This is a genomic window from Halomonas lysinitropha, assembly GCF_902500215.1.
GTDB classification, from domain to species: Bacteria; Pseudomonadota; Gammaproteobacteria; order Pseudomonadales; family Halomonadaceae; genus Halomonas; species Halomonas lysinitropha.
Genome location: NZ_CABVOU010000039.1, coordinates 182,967 through 200,378, shown reverse-complemented (window position 1 = coordinate 200,378; position 17,412 = coordinate 182,967). Strand labels below are relative to the sequence as shown.

The following is a 17,412-nucleotide window of genomic DNA, read 5'->3' as shown; positions in this document are numbered from 1 at the left end:
AAGCAGCGCTCCTACAATGAGCCAGAATCAGCCTGATAGGCCACCGGGCCTGTCCTGTAGGAGCACAGCTTGCTGCGCGAATGGCGCCGACAGGCGCCCCTGATTAAGCTCGCTAACGCGATCCGCTCCTGCATTCGTCATCAAGGCACCGGTAAAGACATCCAAGGGATCCAAGATGAGCATCCTCCAGACCCAGATCAATTCACGCAGCGACGTCTTCCAGGCCAACGACGTCGCCATGCGCCACGAGGTCGGCAAGCTGCGCGAGCTGACCGCGGCCATCGCCCAGGGCGGCGGCCAGAAGGCCCGCGAGCGCCACGAGTCCCGCGACAAGCTGTTCGTGCGCGACCGCATCGATCACCTGATCGACGAGGGTTCGCCCTTCCTCGAGTTCTCGTCGCTGGCCGCCCATGAGGTCTACGATTCGGCGGTGCCCGCCGCCGGCGTGGTCACCGGCATCGGCCGCGTCTCGGGGGTCGAGTGCGTGATCGTCGCCAACGACGCCACGGTCAAGGGCGGCACCTACTTCCCGCTGACCGTGAAGAAGCACCTGCGCGCCCAGGAGATCGCCCGCAAGCACCGCCTGCCGTGCCTCTACCTGGTCGACTCCGGCGGCGCCTTCCTGCCCCGCCAGGACGAGGTCTTCCCGGATCGCGACCACTTCGGCCGCATCTTCTACAACCAGGCCACGCTCTCCGCCGAGGGCATCCCGCAGATCGCCGTGGTCATGGGCTCCTGCACCGCGGGCGGCGCCTACGTGCCGGCCATGGCCGACGAGTCGATCATCGTCAAGGAGCAGGGCACCATCTTCCTGGGCGGCCCGCCGCTGGTGAAGGCCGCCACCGGCGAGAGCATCAGCGCCGAGGACCTGGGCGGCGCCGACGTCCACGCCAAGAAGAGCGGCGTGGCCGACCACTACGCCGAGAACGATGCCCACGCCCTGCAGCTGGCCCGCGCCTGCGTCTCGCGCCTCAACTGGCAGAAGCGCGGCCAGCTCAAGATGCAGGCGCCCAAGCCGCCGCGCCTCGACCCCAGCGAGCTCTACGGTATCGTCGGCACCGACCTCAAGAAGCCCTACGACGTGCGCGAAGTGATCGGGCGCATCGTCGACGACTCCGATTTCGACGAGTTCAAGCGCTACTACGGCGACACCCTGGTCACCGGCTTCGCCCATATCCAGGGCTACCCGGTGGGCATCGTCGCCAACAACGGCGTGCTGTTCTCGGAGAGTGCCGTGAAAGGCGCGCACTTTATCGAGCTGTGCGCGCAGCGCAAGATTCCGCTGATCTTCCTGCAGAACATCACCGGTTTCATGGTGGGCTCGAAGTACGAGCACGAGGGCATCGCCAAGCACGGCGCCAAGCTGGTCACCGCGGTGGCCTGTGCCAAGGTGCCCAAGTTCACCGTGCTGATCGGCGGCAGCTTCGGCGCCGGCAACTACGGCATGTGCGGCCGCGCCTATGATCCCAACCTGCTGTTCATGTGGCCGAATGCGCGCATCTCGGTGATGGGCGGCGAGCAGGCCGCCGGCGTGCTCTCCCAGGTCAAGCGCGAGCAGATCGAGCGTGAGGGCCGCGAATGGACGCCGGAGGAAGAAGAGGCCTTCAAGGCGCCCACCCGTGAGCAGTACGAACACCAGGGCCATCCCACCTACGCCAGCGCCCGGCTGTGGGACGACGGGGTGATCGACCCGCTGCAGACCCGCGAGATCCTCGGCCTGTCGCTGGCCGCCGCCATGAATGCCGAAGTGGAAGAGACCCGCTTCGGCGTGTTCCGGATGTGAGGTCGAGATGACGCAGACTTATTCACGACTGACGATCGACGACCGCGGCGTGGCCTGGCTGACCCTGGAGCGCCCGGACGTTCACAACGCCTTCGACGACAGCCTGATCGCCGAGCTCAATGTGCACCTCGAGCGTCTCCACGATGCCGCACGGCATGGTGAAGTGCGGGCCGTGGTGCTGGGCTCCGAGGGCAAGAGCTTCTCCGCCGGTGCCGACCTGAACTGGATGAAGCGCATGGTGGCGTACGACGTCGATGACAACATCGCCGACTCGCGCAAGCTCGCCGCGCTGATGCACGGCCTGGACACCCTGCCCTGCCCCACCGTGTGCCGTGTGCAGGGGGCCGCCTTCGGTGGCGCCGTGGGCCTGGCCGCCTGCTGCGACATCGTGATCGCCTCCGAGAAGGCGAAGTTCTGCCTCTCCGAGGTGAAGATCGGCCTCTCGCCGGCGGTGATCAGCCCCTACGTGCAGCGTGCCCTGGGGGAACGCCAGGCGCGCCGCTACGCGCTGACCGCGGAGGTGATGGACGCCCCCACCGCCCTGGCGCTGGGCCTGGCCCACCGAGTGGTCGAGCCCGAGACGCTCGACGACGCCGTGGCCGCCATGCTCGACACCCTGCTCGCCGGCTCGCCCCAGGCACAGCGCGCGACCAAGGCGCTGCTCGCCGAGGTCGCCCGCGCGCCCGACAGCAAGGCCACCCGCGAGCACACCTGCCAGGTAATCAGCGAGCTGCGCGTCAGCGCCGAGGGCCAGGAAGGGCTGGCCAGCTTCTTCGAGAAGCGCCGCCCGGCCTGGATAAACGATAGCGACACGACCGCCACGGAGCGACGCTCATGAGCCTCAATACCTTCGACACCCTGCTGGTCGCCAACCGCGGCGAGATTGCCTGCCGCGTGATGCGCACCGCGCGTGCCATGGGCCTGCGCACCGTCGCCGTCTACTCCGACGCCGACGCCAACGCCCGCCACGTGCGCGAGGCCGACGAGGCCATCCGCCTCGGCCCGGCCGCGGCCCGCGAGAGCTACCTCAAGGTCGAGGCCGTGGTCGAGGCCGCCCAGCGCAGCGGCGCCGGCGCCATCCACCCCGGCTACGGTTTCCTCTCCGAGAACGGCGCCTTCGTCGAGGCGCTCGACCAGGCCGGCATCGTCTTCGTCGGCCCGCCCGCCTCGGCCATCGCCGCCATGGGCGACAAGTCCGCCGCCAAGGCGCGCATGGCCAACGCCGGCGTGCCGCTGGTGCCGGGCTACCACGGCGACGACCAGGACGATGCCCTGCTCAAGGCCGAGGCCGACAAGATCGGCTACCCGGTGCTGCTCAAGGCCAGTGCCGGCGGCGGCGGCAAGGGCATGCGCGTGGTGGAGTCCGCCGCCAACTTCCAGGCCGCGCTGGACGGTTGCCGCCGCGAGTCCCAGGCCGCCTTCGGCGACCAGCGCATGCTGATCGAGAAGTACCTGACCCAGCCGCGCCACGTCGAGGTGCAGGTGTTCTGCGACAGCCTCGGCAATGGCGTCTACCTCTTCGAGCGCGACTGCTCCGTGCAGCGCCGCCACCAGAAGGTGCTGGAAGAGGCCCCGGCCCCGGGCATGACCGCCGCGCTGCGCCGCGAGATGGGCGAAGCCGCGATGCGCGCCGCCAAGGAGATCGGCTACGTGGGTGCCGGTACCGTGGAGTTCCTGCTGGACATCGACGGCTCGTTCTTCTTCATGGAGATGAACACTCGCCTGCAGGTGGAGCACCCGGTCACCGAGATGATCACCGGACAGGACCTGGTCGAGTGGCAGCTGCGCGTGGCCATGGGCGAGGCGCTTCCCCTCACCCAGGAGGAGCTGACCATCACCGGCCACAGCTTCGAGGCGCGGCTCTACGCTGAGGACCCGGAACAGGACTTCCTGCCCGCCACCGGCACCCTGACCCGCTTCGCCATGGACCTGGAAGGCGCCGGCCTCGACCCCGAGCGCGTGCGCCTGGACAGCGGCGTGGAGACTGGTGACGCCGTCTCGATGCACTACGACCCGATGCTCGCCAAGCTGATCGTGCACGGCAACGACCGCGCCCAGGCGCTGGCGACCCTGAACCGGGCGCTGGCCGCCCTCGACGTGCAGGGCGTGGTCACCAACCGCGCCTTCCTGCAGCGGCTGGCCACCCACCCCGCCTTCCGTGACGCGGAGCTTGATACCCGCTTTATCGAGAAGCACGAGGAGACGCTGTTCGCGCCGCGCCGCTACAGCGTCGAGGAGTATGCCGGGGCCGCCCTGGTGGGCCTCAACCAGCTTTCCCGCGAGTGCGAGAGCGACTCGCCCTGGGACCGCCACGACGGCTTCCGCGTCAACGCCCCGCGCACCATTCGCATCTCCCTCTGCGACCCGGCCCACGCCCAGGACGACGACGATTCCGAGGCCGTGGTGGTGGTCGAGGGCACCCGCGAGGACAACAGCGGCCCCTGGCACCTCACCATCGGCGGCGAGACGCTCACCGCACGCCTCGACCCGCTGGCCGGCGACGCCGTGGCCATGACTCTTGACGGCCACCGCCGCCGCCTGCAGGCCCGCCGCGACGGCAACGTGGTGGTGATGGTCGACCCGCGCGGCGAGACCCGCCTGTTCTGGCGGCGCATCGACGCCATCGACCACGGCCACCACGAGGCCGAGTCCACCCTCACCGCCCCCATGCACGGCACCGTGGTGGCGCTGCTGGTGGAGCCCGGCCAGAAGGTGGAAAAGGGCATGCCGCTGATGGTCATGGAAGCCATGAAGATGGAGCACACCATGACCGCACCCGCCGACGGCCATGTGGCCAGCTTCCACTTCCACGCCGGTGATACCGTCGGCCAGGGCGACGTGCTGCTCGAGTTCGCTCCGGACGAATAATCGGGTGTTCGTGGGAGCAGCAGGGTTGGTGGGAGCACAGGTTTTCGTAGGAGCGCTGCTTGCAGCGCGAAGGGGTTACCCTTCTGGAGCAACGCTCCCAGCACAATGAGGCCGCCCTTCGTGGGAGAGCTGCTCCCAGCATGACGGGGTTGCCCTTCGTGGGAGCACTGCTTGCAGCGCGAATGGAGGCCGCAGGCCTCCCCTGCCAGAGACAGGCACCATCACGGGCCATACGTCTCGGCCGGGGCCTGCTCCGAGGGTCGAAGCCCCGTGGGTCAGACCCCGGCGGCGGCCAGCCCCACCGGCGACGACCCCCGAAACAAGTCACACGGCTTGGCGGGGTCTGACCCGGAGGGGCCTGCCACCGAGCTCAAATAGCCAAGATCCTGGCCGGGGCATGCCCCCGTCAGGCCGATAAGGATGGGAGACAACCGATGGCATTCCCCACACACGTGCGCCTGGTCGAGGTCGGCCCGCGCGACGGGCTGCAGAACGAGCCCGAGCCGATCAGCACCACCACCAAGCTCGAGCTGATCGAGCGCCTCGGCGCGGCGGGCATAAGCTACATCGAGGCGGCCAGCTTCGTCTCGCCCAAGTGGGTGCCGCAGATGGCCGACCATCTGCAGGTGATGAAGAACCTCGCTCGGCAGGAGGGCGTCACCTATGCCGCCCTCACCCCCAACCTCAAGGGGCTGGAAGGCGCGCTGGAATGCGGCGTCGAGGAAGTCGCGGTATTCGGCGCCGCCTCCGAGGCCTTCTCGCAGAAGAACATCAACTGCTCGGTGGCCGAATCCCTGGCCCGTTTCGAGCCGGTGCTCGAGCGCGCGCAGCAGGCCGGCGTGCTGGTTCGCGGCTACGTCTCCTGCGTGCTGGGCTGCCCCTACGAGGGCGAGATCGCCCCGGCCAAGGTGGCAGAGGTCTCCAAGGCGCTCTATGACATGGGCTGCTATGAAGTCTCGCTCGGTGACACCATCGGCACCGGCACCCCGCTCAAGGCCAAGCGCATGATCGAGGCCGTGAGCCGCGACATCCCTATGACCCAACTCGCCGCCCACTTCCACGACACCTACGGCCAGGCACTCGCCAACCTCTACGCGGTGATGGAAGAAGGCATCGCCGTGGTCGACAGCTCCGTGGCGGGCCTCGGCGGCTGCCCCTACGCCAAGGGCGCCTCAGGCAACGTGGCAAGCGAGGACGTGGTCTACCTGCTCGACGGCCTCGGCATCGAAACCGGCATCGACCTCGACGCCCTCGCCGCCACCGGCACCTGGATCACCCAGGCCATCGAACGGCCCAACCGCTCCAAGGTCGGTGTGGCGCTCTCCGCTAAGTAACAGCAGAGCCAAAACGAAAAGCCCCCGGGCCAGGTGAGTGACTCGGGGGCTTTTGGGTTTCGTTTGTTATGTTCATTTAACGCCAGAGCGCACCGGCGCACTCTAGTGCGTCCGAGTGACGCGAATTGTTAGGCCGGTTTGGTACCCCTATGTTTCACATGCTTTCTATATTACGCTGAGCGCATTAGTATTATTTCTTTTACGCTCTCCAGAATAGTCGATGTTTCTTGTGATTCGGCATAACTGTCATCATCGAATTGGACAGATTGAAGGGTTGCCGTCAAACGATTCAAATGCATCAGTAAAGCGTTACATTCCGTGACGGTTAGAGCATAGCCGCGAACACGTACAAAGTTTTCCAACTCCTTCAACGCACGGAGAGCATATGGCCGATGACTCGCTTCATTTAGCATCGAAGCAATATTATCCAGCTGTGTAAGGATTTGCTCAAACCGTACTACGGACTTCGATTCTGTATCTGCCGATTCGAGCATCAAGAGTATACGAAGTGCATGTGTATCTAGTTGGAATGTTTTAAAACCTGTTAAAGAACTTGCTCTTGCGTATGCAGTATTTAAGAAGCGTTCTGCCGCCCCGAGCTCCTTCATATCCATCATCAGTATCGAATATTGCAACCAAAATAATGGCTCACCATTTACATTAATGTCCCTGTGCAACTGATCAAACAGACCAGCCAATAATGAACTTTGGTTCGAACCTTTAACTAAACGCTTAAGATTTGTGACCTGCATAAAATAGCTAGTAATCGCTTGATAAGGCCGACGCGGCTTTCTCCTTACCCCTTCTGTAACTATACTATAAATGCTGGAAACTACATCTTCAGCATCAAAAAAATTTTCCGACAAATATTCAGAGAATATCGGAGAGTGGGGGCGAAGATCATCCCCATTAAAATGAACAATTTCTGAAGCCGCCTCCCTAAACTTCGAGGCTAAAACGTATGTATCACCACCTGTAATTGCCCTTAAGAATGCCGAATCAGGGTATTGTCCAGCAATGTTTAACAAATGGATAGAGACCATAGCCGTACGTAAAGTTGAGTCGCCGAGTATGGGTTCAAGCTCCTGTTGCAGCTTCTCTTTGATCCCTGAGTGCTTGTAGACGGAAGTTACGACCTCTCGAATATCTTCACATCGAGACAATTCTTTCCTAAGTGCAGGCTCCAAAATTCCCGCATCATCAAGCAAATGGAAAAAATCGTCTTTCTCGGCTTCCAATAGGCCATTTAGATTTATCCTTTCCAACGGTGAGGGCAGGCGCTCTCGAATTTCGTGCAGGCGAACGTCCTGTATTCCGGTCCTAATAGCGATCACGAATTTAGCTGCATCCAGCCTATCTGCAGTGGCCCGAATTACGTCAAGGGCTACATCATATGAGTCAAAGATAATTACAACATTGTTCAATGAATGAAGAGCATTTATATCTTGATTCAATGTCGGGGATATATCTTGACACCAGAAGCATTTATATCCAATCTCCGACAGCTTATAAGCAAGAAGGCTTAGAAACAGAGACTTTCCGTTTCCTAACCGGGAATGAACAAGTAGACTACGTGCAGTTTTTAATATAGCAGCTGCGTTTTCAACTCGTTCTTGACGAGGAACAACATAGGTTCGTCCAGGCAATGATGCAATACAGCGCTTTTCATTAAAAGTCCCATACGTAACAAGATTAAGAATCTCTATAGCAGTTGGTGGCGCCAATGTCTTTTTGTCTTTGTGTGGATCAAAATACCTAAAGGATTTAAGTGAAAAAGGATCTTTAAGTCGGTCAAGTCGTGGCAGGCTGATGCACCTCTTAGAAAAATCTTCAAGACCTTCCGGGATTACTTGGCCATAATTTTGAACCCTTCTCTCAAATATTTTATCGGTTGACCTATTAACGAAATAGGTTTTATCTTTAATATCAGTCACCGGATGAAGAAGCGCTGATATATGGTAGTCTGAGAGGCTATACCCAATAAAGAAGCAATTCGTTGCAAACCTAATGTCCCGTATAAATTCGTCATACCAAATCGAATTCTCGAAATGCTGCTTGATATACGAACCTTCATTTAATATTAACTGCTCTAATACATTACCCCTGTTTGTTTTTCCTATCGTGCCATGCAAGTGGACAACGGAACCCGGAAGGATTTTTCTAGGTTTCTTTTCATCATAGTTGAACGACTTAAAACTACGCTTTAAATCAAAAAAAGCTTTCTCAACGCTATCATCATAATTTGTAGTATAGATACGAAGCCAAGGGAGCTCCAAAAGCTTAAGCTGAGCTTCAGAAAGTTCATTAATGGTGAATGTTTCGTAGAGAAGTTGGTATAAGTCAGTAGTCCTAGCCACTTCGTCAGCTAACGTTTGGAAATTATGATCGTTTTTATCTACACCGACGATTTCGGCAAAAATAGACTTAAGCTTCAATCCGCTGGGTAACGATTCGCCAAGTATGTTTTTCGATGCGACCGAGAATCCCGATCCAAGAAAAAGAATGGAGCCTTCTGGGTCTAGAGTCTTTAGTTATTTCATTAGTGCTCTTCTCTTATAAGCTCGGAATTTATTTGTCCATCAGTCATAGCGTGTTGACTAGATATACGTCTAACGCCGCGCTCTGCGGCAAATTTGGAGCGCACCGAAAATTTGTCCGACAGCAGCACTTTGTTAGCCATTTTTAAGGTCCTTAGGAACTTGATACCAGCTACCTCTTTTTCTTCTGATAGACCTCTGTATGGATAGACTGTCCAATTCCTCAGTGGGGTCTGGCATTTGATCAGATGGTAGGGTTGGCGCATCAGTGAAGCCTTTAATATGTTGAAGAAGTTTGTCATTTGCTTCACTTGAAAGGGGAGCCAAATTCTCACTTTTCTTTCGCCAGCTTGTGCTCATCATATCCCAAAGCTCTGCAGTCAAAAAACCACCTTCGGTTGGAGGTTTGCTGGCGAATGAAATCACGCCTCTATCCTTGGTTTCTTGAGGCAACGTCAAGTAATGGTCGTTTAATCTTTTTAGATCTGTTTTAAGATCCGGCCCCCAAACGAATCTCTGATCTTTACCAAGAAAAAGACTGGCAGTACTCCGATGCAATCTATCTCCAGATATAAAGATGTTACAAAAAGGTAAATAATGGAGATATGCTATATCAATTTTGTTTGAGGGTCGATCGGCTGAAATAAATCCCCGAGACACGCAAATGTGAAAAAAGACTTCAACTTTAATTACATGAGCAGCATACGGGGCATAGCGATTTAGTGGCGGAAATCCAGAGACTTGATATCTATGTACGAATTCCCGTTGATACTCTGGGGGGATCCCGATTGTTTTAACAATGAAGGCAATTAAGTCATAAGGCTTACTTGAGATACTGACCATCTGACTAGCGGCAGCGAAAGCGTCATCCATATTTTTGCACTGTGAAATATCTATCCCCAATTTTTGGGCGTAGTCAGATGAACTCTCAAAGGATAAAGATTTAATATGTGCTCGCCAGGCTCTTGCAAATTCTCTTTCTATCTGTAGATATTCTCCATCTTGCCACCTATTGAATGCTTTCGCTTCGGGAGAAATATCAATGTTTACACCTCGCTTTCCTCCCGATTCCACAGGCCGCCCACCTGCAACGATTGGTCTATTGGACATTGAAACCGGCTGCCCCAATAAATTGGCTAGCAGTAATTCACTATGATGGACGTTAGGAGCTCCACTCAACTGAGGTGACTTCTCAGCAATATTACCAACTACTTGATCAGCAGTTCTGCCTCTACTCATTTCCTTATCTAAATCAGCTAACGTTTCCACATAAAATAGCGGAGAAATATTTGGAATAAAGAATTGATCGAACCAAACAGATTCATCGAGGCTCAATGACTGCAAGAACGACTTATCGAAAAGTGCAATAGGTCCCATTTTACCTCTCCGTGGCTAACGCCCGGCTCACGCGCCGGCTTGTAGCCGCAAAGCGGCGGAAAATCGGTCGCTGTGCAGCCGATTGTTAACTGTTGATGCTCAACGTCAACGGTACGTGGTCACTTATTGAAATCCACTCGTCGCGCTGACCGACCTGCAAACTACATTCTTCTGCAAAGTCTGACGAGGTGAAAACATAGTCAATGTGATAGGCCTTCTCGCGGTTCCGCTGCAAGAAAAATGTTGGGCTGGTCTCATTGCCCTGTTCTTCCTCGAAGACTCGATGATACTGGCTCTTGAAACCCATCTCGCTGAGCTCAGCAACTACGTCTGAGTGATTCCACCAGCGGTCCGGCTTATCCCAGCGCACATTGCTATTAAAATCGCCGAGAATGACTGTCTTTGGCCCGCTAAGATCGTCACGGTGAATCTGAAGGTACTTCCAGAATTGCCCCATGTAGCCAAATGCTTCTTCATTGCGCCCCTTAGTCCAGACGGCCAGCACGGTGAAATCTTTATTGATAGTGAAAGGGAGAAAAAGCCTGAGATCTTCTGTGCTCCAATTCAGTGTATCACTTTTGCTGATAAGCCCAAGGACGGCAAAGCTGCCACTCCAAGTTAACTTTTCGACTCGATGACCGTTTCGCGGAAAAATGCCGATACCTCGATTTTTTGACTCGCCTACCCAAAGGTAAGAACCGGCCCAATCTCTATACGCGGGCGTCGATAGCGCAGGATCTTCACATTCCTGAACCACCAAGACATCAGCTCGCAAGCTATCTGCTTCTGCAAGCTTTCGTCTGAGTGCTCCATTACAGTTCCAAGTTACGACTTTCATAGATAGAGTCAGTTAACAGTGATTGGACTGCACACCCTGATATTGGATAAACACGCCTGCGCGTTCAACAACGTTATCGAGCACGTTTCTTCGCACCTAACTTATTGATTTGACATAACCCGAAGTATAATTCGGCTACCTATACAGAATTCGCGCGCTTGCACGTTTTGCCATCACCAATAATATTGTATGCATATCCATGCATCTGGAGGGAGGCGGTATGGAGTCGCAAAGCAGACCGCCGAAGCTGATGGACCGAGTAAAGGCCACCATGCGGGTAAAGCGCTACAGTCCACGTACAGAGAAGACCTACTGCTACTGGATTCGCTACTTCATTCGTTTCCACGGTATACGGCATCTCGCCGGCATGGGAGGCGCAGAGGTACGCGCCTTCCTGGAACATTTGGCGGTGGAACGCCAGGTGGCGGCGGCCACGCAGAATCGGGCGCTGAATGCCCTCGTGTTTCTCTATCGACCCGTTCTCGATCACCCCTGGGGCATATCGAAGAAGTCTCGCCCGCCAGGCGTCCGCGACATCTTCCCGCCGTCTTGTTCCATAAGGCAGTTATGGGAAAGATTCAGCCACGCTACCGCCCCTACCTGGGCATGTTGCGATGACCTCCGCCATCCATGCGATAGTCCCTGCGTTCCGTCGATGTCTTTGTCAGTCAGGGCGTCTTCGCGACCTTGAAGACCAGCGTAGGCGAGTGGGAGAGGCATGCAAAGCCAGCTTTGGTCGGAGGGAGCTGTTGGTGGTGGCGCGCCAGGGCCGGCTTTTGGCATTCAGGCGGGCAGGTTGGCCTCGTCCACCAGCCATTCGCGGAACTGAGTGGCGATGGGGCGTTCCAGGCCGGCGCCGGCGCTGACGACGTAGTACGCCTGGTCACAGTGGAGGGGGCATTCGGTGGCAACCACCAGTTTGCCGGCCTCGAGTTCCGCCTGATGGAGGTCCCGGCTGCCGAGCAGGATCCCTTGGCCGGCAAGGGCCGCTTCCAGCGCGAGCAGCCCGTTGCCGAATCTCAGTTCCCGGAGCGTTCCGATGTCGCCTCCCTGCAGCTGAAACCACTCCTTCCAGCCGCAAGGCTCGTCGAAGCGGCTGAGAGTGCTGTCGCACAGCAGCGGCAGCCGGCTCAGGGAGTCGACAGCGTCCACGCTGGCCACCATCTCCGGTGTGCCGATGGGTACAAGCTCGAGCCCCATGAGGCGCTGCGGCTCGATGTCGGCATAACGGCCGTAACCGAGGCGTACGGAAACGTCGACGCCGGCGCGCTTGAGCTCGGCAACCCCGAAATCGCTCTCACGGCTGCGGTCCACCGTGTGCAGGCTCGCCTGCAGCCGCACTTCGGCCTCCGGGCAGCGGGCGTAGAAACGGTGCAGGCGCGGCACGATCCACTTGGTGGCGAACAGCGGCTCGGCACATACGGTGACGATCAGGCGCTCCTCGCCGTAGGCGCGAATCTTGTCCACGGCACGCCCCAGGGTCTCGAACCCCTCCTGCAGTTCCGGCAGGGCCACGCGCGCCGCCGGGGTCAGGCTGACCCGCCGGTGATGGCGCACGAACAGATCGACGCCGAGATACTCCTCCAGCGCCTTGACCTGATGGCTGATGGCCGCCGGCGTGACATTGAGCTCCTTGGCAGCCGCGGTGAAACTCCTGGTTCGCGCGGCAACCTCGAAGTAGGAGAGTGCGATCAGCGGTGGGCGTCGTGACATGACCAATACTCACTCGGGAGGGCGATGGGACAGTGCGCGATCCGTGACGCGTGCGACGGCCACTATAATCGCCAGTGATAGAAAAGACAGGCCGCGCCCCTGGACCGCTTCTGCCCCACCGTGCCGACCGGCTCAGGCGGAAAGCCGTGACTCGAGTTGCTGGCGCAACAGGAACTTCTGGATCTTGCCGGTCGAGGTGGTCGGCAACGCCCCGAAGATCACCTTCTTGGGCGCCTTGAAGCGGCTGATATTCTCCTGACAGAACGCGATCAGGGCCTCTTCACTCAACTCGCTGCCGGGCCGCAACTGGACAAAGGCCGCCGGGACTTCGCCCCACTTGGCGTCTGCCATCGCCACCACGGCCGCGAGCTCGACGTCGTCGTGGCGCTGGATAACGTCCTCGACCTCCAGCGAGGTGATGTTTTCCCCGCCCGAGATGATCACGTCCTTCAGTCGGTCACGAATCTTGATGTAGCCGTCCGCTTCCACCACGGCCAGGTCGCCGGAGTGAAACCAGCCGCCGGAAAAGGCTTCGCGGGTGGCGGCCTCGTTGCGCAGGTAGCCCTTCATGACGATATTGCCGCGGAACATGATCTCGCCCACCGTCTCACCGTCGGCGGGGACGGGTTCCTGCGTGACCGGGTCCAGCACCGCGACGCTTTCCTGCAGCGGATAGGTCACCCCCTGGCGCCCGTTGAGCCGGACACGCTCCTCCAGGGGGCGCTGATCCCAGCCGTCCTGCTTGGCGCATACCGAGGCGGGGCCATAGGTCTCGGTCAGGCCGTAGACGTGGGTAAGCTCGAAGCCGATCCTTTCCATCCGCTCCAGCACCGACGCGGGTGGCGCCGCCCCGGCGATCAGCCCCGACACCTTGTGCTCGATCGGCTCCGATGCCGCAACGGCTGCGTCGGCGATCATGGCGTGGACGACGGGCGCGCCGCAGTAGTGGCTGACCCGGTGTTTCCTGATCAGACCCAGGATCACCTCCGGATCGACCCGGCGCAGACAGACGCTGGTGCCGCCGATCGCCGCCAGCGTCCACGGGAAGCACCAGCCGTTGCAGTGGAACATCGGCAGGGTCCACAGGTAGACCACCTCCCGGGGCAGCGTCCAGGAGAGGACGTTGCTGACGGCATTGAGGTAAGCGCCGCGGTGGTGGCTGACGACCCCCTTGGGATTGCCGGTGGTGCCGGAGGTATAGCCCAGCGCGATCGCATCCCACTCGTCGGCCGGCAGCTGCCAGTCGTCCTGCTCCGGTTGCTCGGCGAGCAACGCCTCGTACTCCAGGTCACCGATGAAGCGCTCTTCGCCCTGGCTCGGGTCGGAGACATTGATCACCGTGGGCGCGGGTCCTTCCATCCGGGCCAAGGCCTTTTCGACCACATCGGCGTACTCGGGATCGACCAGCAGCAGGCGCGAACGGCTATGGTCGAGAATGAAGGCGACCGCGTCCGGATTCAGACGGATGTTGATCGCATTCAACACCGCCCCCCGCATGGGAATACCGAAGTGGGCCTCGTACATGGCGGGGACATTCGGCAGCATGACGGCCACCGTATCGCCCCGACTGATGCCGAAACGCTTCAACAGGGAAGCCAGTCGGCAGCAGCGGGAATAGGTCTGCTGCCAGCTGTAGCGCGTCTCGTTGTAGATCAGCGCCGTCCGCTCGGGATAAACAGCGGCGGCCCGCTTGATGAAACTCAAGGGAGAGAGCGGCACATGATTCGCCGCATTTTTCTCGAGCGTGTCATTGAAATGGCAGATATCACTCATGGTCTTGCCCCTATTGTTGTCATGGAGGGTTCAGCGCCCCGGCCTTGCAACCGGCATGTCGATTCTCTGGCGCACGCCGTGGCGCTACTCCGCCCAAGCGGGTTTGCGCTTGGCCAGAAAGGCATCGATCCCCTCGCCTGCGTCGGGACTCATCATGTTCTCGGCCATCACATTGCCAGCAAGTTCGTAGGCATCGGCCAATGCCATCTGACGCTGGGGATGGAACATGGACTTGCCGAAGCGCACCGCCGCCGGGCTCTTACTGAGGATCTGCTCCACCTTGGCGCTCACGGCAGCCTCCAGCTCGGCATCCGCGGTCACGCCACTCACGAGTCCCCACTCCAGGGCCGTGTCCGCATCGATGAAGTCACCGGTCACCAGCATGTCGAACGCCCGCTTGGAAGAGACGTTGCGGGAAAGCGCCACCGCGGGGGTTGAGCAGAACAGGCCCACGTTGATGCCCGAGACCGCGAAGCGGGCCGATCGAGCAGCGATGGCCAGGTCGCAGCTGGCCACCAGCTGGCACCCCGCCGCCGTGGCCATGCCCTGAACCTTGGCGATAACCGGTACCGGCAACGCAACGACGCTCTGCATCACCCGGCTGCAGCCGCGAAACAGTTCCTGGTAATAGGACTTGTCGGGATTGGCGCGCATTTCCCGCAGATCGTGACCGGCGCAAAACCCCCGCCCCGACGCACTGATCACCACACAGCGAACAGCAGGGTCGGCGGCGATCGCATCCAGCTCCCGCTGCAGTGTGGCCAGCATCGCGTCGGAGAGCGTGTTGAACTTGTCCGGCCGGTTCAATGTGAGGGTGACGGCCCCACCCTGGTCTTCCCTGAGAAGGATGTCGTTCGACGCTTGATTCTGGTTCATACATGACTCCCGCCAGCGATGGCTCATTACAGATGGTTGATCGTCACCTCGGCGGTGATCGAATTGCGGATGAAACAGCTCTTGTGGGCGTTGGCATGGATTCGGGATATCGCCTTTTCATCCGGCATCTTGTCGCCGCCGAAGGTAATGCGCGGCGACAGCTCGATCCGCGTGATCTCCAACCCTTTCTTGTTACTGCTCTCGAGATGGCCGACCGGGTCGTCCTCATAGGATTCGACCCGATACCCCTGGAATTCGGCGATTGCCAGGAAAAACAGCATGTGGCAACTGGACACCGCACTGATCAGCATCTGCTCCGGGTCGGCGCAGCTTGGATCGCCCTTGAATTCAACCGATGCGGACACGTCGACCTGCTGGTCACCATTCAACGTCACACAGTGATTGCGCGAGTAGGTGTTGGCGTCGGTTGCGTGGGGGTTGTGCTGCCAACGGATAGCGGACTGATGAACTGACATGGATAAAGCCTCCTGCTTGCGAATGACGTAACGGTAAGCGACCCGGGAAATCGCTGTAAAACGACGATTGCTAAGCAGTTGGGTTAGCCTGGCTAATGTGAAGCCCTGCAGCCCTCTTCCGCGGCTTACTGGCATGCTCCTGAGAGGCCAGCAGGGCCCGCCGCCCGAGCCCAAATCCTGGATTATTCACACTAAGCCAAATGTTGAGAAATGATCGCTTTACCCCGCACGAGGCCACGGCCAGGCTGTCTCTGCCTGACGCAACCAGGTTAACGACATTCCAGCAACACACTCTCTACGGCGCGTCTCATCCTGGCTTGTCCATTCAAGCAGGAGACGAAACCAGAACCGACAACTCCCAACCACCCAGGCACGTCTTTTAAACAACAAAGCACCCTATAAAAAGACGAGGAGTCCAACATGTCTTTGATTGATCGCAAGTACGGAGAGGAGCACCCCTATTGGGCGGCCATACCCTTCATCCATTACCGCTGGGAAACCGCGGAAACCATCCAGGCATTGATCATGTTCGTGGTCTCACTAGGGATGATTCCACTGCTGGAGCAGTACCTCGGCGTGCCCTACGATGTGGCATTGGCGTTCGTGGTGGTCTGCGGCGTCGGCTTCATGCTCCCCAACCTGCTGGGGGTCCCGTTCGTCCCCGGCTGGATCACCCCTGCCATCCCGGTGGTCCTGCTGTTCATCGGTCAGTTCGAGGCCGGTCCCGAGGCCATCAGGGCCCTGGTGGGGCTGCAACTGGTGATGACCTTCATCTTCTTTTTCCTGGGTATCACCCGCCTGGGTACCAAGTTGGTCAACCTCATTCCCAGTTCCATGAAGGCGGGCATCCTGCTCGGCGCCGGCATCGCCGCCATCACCGGGGAGATCTCCGAGGGCGGTCGCCTGGCCAACACCCCCTGGGCGCTGAGCATCGGTTTTGCGGTCACCGCCTACACGCTCTTCTCGCTCTCCTTCCGCGACCTGGTCGAGAAGAATCGCTGGGCCAAGATCCTCTCCAGCTACGGCATGGTTCCCGGCACCCTGGTCGCCATCGGCATCGGCTGGATCATCAGCGAATATCCTCTGCCGGCGGTGGAATTCGGCCTCACCTCTCCGGCCTTCACCGAGATGTGGAACTACCTGCCCTTCACGGTGGGCTTCCCCGGCCTGGATATCCTCTGGATGGCGATTCCGACCGCGATCATCGCCTACATCATCGCCTTCGGTGACATCATCGTGGGCCAGAGCCTGCTGGCCAGGGTCGATCACCTGCGCCCCGACGAGAAGATCGAAGTCAACGTCGACCGGGTGCATATCGTCACGGCCATCCGCAACCTCATTCACAGCCTGTTTGCCCCTTACCCGGGCCTGTCCGGACCGCTCTTCACCGGCGTCATGGCCACCATCGCCGAGCGTTATCGCTACGGTCGATCGGCGATGGATACCATCTACAGCGGTGCCGGGGTGTTCTGGATCGTCGGCTTCCTGGCGCTGTTTCTGCTGCCCCTGGTGACCCTGTTCAAACCGGTGCTGCCGATCGCCCTCTCCATCACCCTGCTGATCACCGGCTACCTCTGCATCACTGTGGCGGTGGAGCAGGTAAAGGACGCTACCGCCATGGGGGTCGCCGGCATCATGGGGGTCGTGCTGGCGGTCCACGGCGCGGCCTGGGGTCTAGGGGTCGGTATCATCCTCTACCTCATCATCGAAAAGCGCAGCAAGAAAGCGCTGGCCGAACACGTCGATGAGGAACCCGAAGAGCCTATCCATCTGGAGGAGAAGGCCGCCGACTTCGGCAATAACTGACTTCTCCCGGAGGCTAGCCCGCGGCGATTGG

13 protein-coding genes are annotated in these 17,412 nt (G+C 59.3%); 6 read left to right on the top strand and 7 right to left on the bottom strand.

The annotated features are described in order from the left end of the window. The first annotated feature begins 175 nt into the window (after positions 1-175). The 4 genes from HALO32_RS12475 to HALO32_RS12460 all read left to right on the top strand — a co-directional run bounded on the left by HALO32_RS12475 (position 176) and on the right by HALO32_RS12460 (position 5,985). Complete coding sequence (locus HALO32_RS12475) at positions 176-1,783, top strand: carboxyl transferase domain-containing protein (RefSeq protein WP_151444197.1); 1,608 nt, start codon at positions 176-178, stop codon at positions 1,781-1,783. A 7-nt stretch (positions 1,784-1,790) separates the two neighbouring features. Next, positions 1,791-2,621, top strand: a complete 831-nt coding sequence (locus HALO32_RS12470; RefSeq protein WP_151444196.1) for an enoyl-CoA hydratase/isomerase family protein — start codon at positions 1,791-1,793, stop codon at positions 2,619-2,621. Continuing rightward, positions 2,618-4,651, top strand: coding sequence for an acetyl/propionyl/methylcrotonyl-CoA carboxylase subunit alpha (locus tag HALO32_RS12465; protein ID WP_151444195.1), 2,034 nt, complete (start codon positions 2,618-2,620; stop codon positions 4,649-4,651). The genes HALO32_RS12470 and HALO32_RS12465 overlap by 4 nt, the downstream gene beginning before the upstream one ends. Before the next feature lie 434 nt (positions 4,652-5,085). Continuing rightward, positions 5,086-5,985 (top strand): hydroxymethylglutaryl-CoA lyase, encoded by a 900-nt coding sequence (locus tag HALO32_RS12460; protein WP_151444194.1) that lies wholly within the window; start codon positions 5,086-5,088, stop codon positions 5,983-5,985. Between the two features lie 170 nt (positions 5,986-6,155). Here HALO32_RS12460 and HALO32_RS12455 read toward each other — a convergent pair whose 3' ends face one another. The 3 genes from HALO32_RS12455 to HALO32_RS12445 form a co-directional block, all read right to left on the bottom strand. After that, complete coding sequence (locus HALO32_RS12455) at positions 6,156-8,420, bottom strand: SIR2 family protein (protein WP_192576500.1); 2,265 nt, start codon at positions 8,418-8,420, stop codon at positions 6,156-6,158. Positions 8,421-8,657: 237 nt separating this feature from the next. Further along, the gene (locus HALO32_RS17975; RefSeq protein WP_192576499.1) at positions 8,658-9,899 is read right to left on the bottom strand and encodes a hypothetical protein; all 1,242 of its coding nucleotides are present in this window, start codon (positions 9,897-9,899) and stop codon (positions 8,658-8,660) included. 85 nt (positions 9,900-9,984) lie between these two features. After that, complete coding sequence (locus HALO32_RS12445; protein ID WP_151444192.1) at positions 9,985-10,737, bottom strand: endonuclease/exonuclease/phosphatase family protein; 753 nt, start codon at positions 10,735-10,737, stop codon at positions 9,985-9,987. Positions 10,738-10,936: 199 nt separating this feature from the next. On the opposite strand from HALO32_RS12445, the gene HALO32_RS18310 reads away from it, so the two are divergent. Further along, positions 10,937-11,428: a site-specific integrase gene (locus HALO32_RS18310; protein WP_407646867.1), complete on the top strand. Its 492-nt coding sequence runs from the start codon at positions 10,937-10,939 to the stop codon at positions 11,426-11,428. Positions 11,429-11,520: 92 nt separating this feature from the next. Here HALO32_RS18310 and HALO32_RS12435 read toward each other — a convergent pair whose 3' ends face one another. From HALO32_RS12435 to HALO32_RS12420, 4 genes are all read right to left on the bottom strand, one after another. Then, on the bottom strand, positions 11,521-12,450 hold the full coding sequence (locus HALO32_RS12435; RefSeq protein ID WP_151444191.1) for a LysR family transcriptional regulator: 930 nt from the start codon (positions 12,448-12,450) through the stop codon (positions 11,521-11,523). A gap of 132 nt (positions 12,451-12,582) precedes the next feature. Continuing rightward, entirely contained in the window at positions 12,583-14,223 is a 1,641-nt protein-coding gene (locus HALO32_RS12430; RefSeq protein WP_151444190.1) for an acyl-CoA synthetase, read from the bottom strand. Positions 14,224-14,307: 84 nt separating this feature from the next. Then, a complete protein-coding gene (locus HALO32_RS12425; protein ID WP_151444189.1) occupies positions 14,308-15,099 on the bottom strand; it encodes an enoyl-CoA hydratase in 792 nt (263 codons plus the stop codon). 26 nt (positions 15,100-15,125) lie between these two features. Then, entirely contained in the window at positions 15,126-15,575 is a 450-nt protein-coding gene (locus HALO32_RS12420) for an OsmC family protein (protein WP_151444188.1), read from the bottom strand. A 420-nt stretch (positions 15,576-15,995) separates the two neighbouring features. On the opposite strand from HALO32_RS12420, the gene HALO32_RS12415 reads away from it, so the two are divergent. Beyond that, complete coding sequence (locus HALO32_RS12415) at positions 15,996-17,381, top strand: solute carrier family 23 protein (protein WP_151444187.1); 1,386 nt, start codon at positions 15,996-15,998, stop codon at positions 17,379-17,381. Positions 17,382-17,412: the final 31 nt, after the last annotated feature.